The organism is Tenacibaculum sp. IB213877, assembly GCF_034043975.1.
Lineage (GTDB): Bacteria > Bacteroidota > Bacteroidia > Flavobacteriales > Flavobacteriaceae > Polaribacter.
Window position 1 is genome coordinate 1 of the sequence record NZ_JAXCHH010000029.1, and the last position, 1,007, is coordinate 1,007.

General features: G+C 34.5%; 1 protein-coding gene. It reads left to right on the forward strand.

Annotation, left to right across the window (positions count from 1 at the left end; genetic code table 11):
* Positions 1 to 1,007, forward strand: a 1,007-nt coding sequence (locus SLH33_RS12935; RefSeq protein ID WP_320419534.1) for an NAD(P)/FAD-dependent oxidoreductase, incomplete at both ends; no start/stop codon positions are given.

A 1,007-nucleotide genomic window follows, 5' to 3' on the forward strand; every position in this document is an offset into this window, starting at 1 on the left:
ATGATAGAAACAGACATATTAATTATAGGAGCAGGTCCCACAGGTTTATTTACAGTTTTTGAAGCAGGATTATTAAAACTCAGATGTCATTTAATAGATGCATTACCACAACCGGGTGGACAATGTTCTGAAATTTACCCTAAAAAACCAATCTACGATATACCGGCATACCCAGAGATTTTAGCAGGAGATTTGACACATAAATTAATGGAGCAAATCAAACAATTTGAGCCTGGTTTTACATTGGGTGAACGAGCAGATACTATTGAAAAACAAGATGACGGAACATTCATTGTTACCACAAATAAAGGAACTAAACATAAGGCTCCAGTAGTAGCCATTGCTGGCGGACTAGGTAGCTTTGAACCAAGAAAACCACCTATTTCTAACATTGCTAATTTTGAAGATAAAGGAGTGGAATACATGATCAAAGAACCAGAAATCTACCGCGATAAAGATGTGGTTATTGCCGGAGGAGGAGATTCTGCGTTAGATTGGTCAATATTCTTAACTGATGTTGCAAAATCGGTAACCTTAATTCATAGACGAAACGAATTTCGTGGGCATTTAGATTCTGTAGAACAAGTTCAAGAACTTAAAAACTTAGGAAAAATCAACTTAATTACACCAGCAGAAGTAAAAGCGATTGTAGGCAACGATAAAGTTGAAGGAGTTTTAGTTGAACAAAAAGACAAAGAATCATTTACTTTAAAATGTGATCATTTTATTCCCCTTTTTGGTTTAGCACCCAAATTAGGACCAATTGCTAATTGGGGATTAGAAATAGAAAAAAATGCCATTAAGGTAAACAATGCTTTAGATTATCAAACCAACATTCCTGGTATTTATGCTATTGGGGATGTAAACACATATCCAGGAAAATTAAAATTAATCTTATGTGGTTTTCATGAAGCTACATTAATGTGTCAAAGTGCTTTTCAAAGAATTTACCCAGATAAAAAATATGTCATGAAATACACAACAGTAGGTGGTGTAGAAGGTTTTGA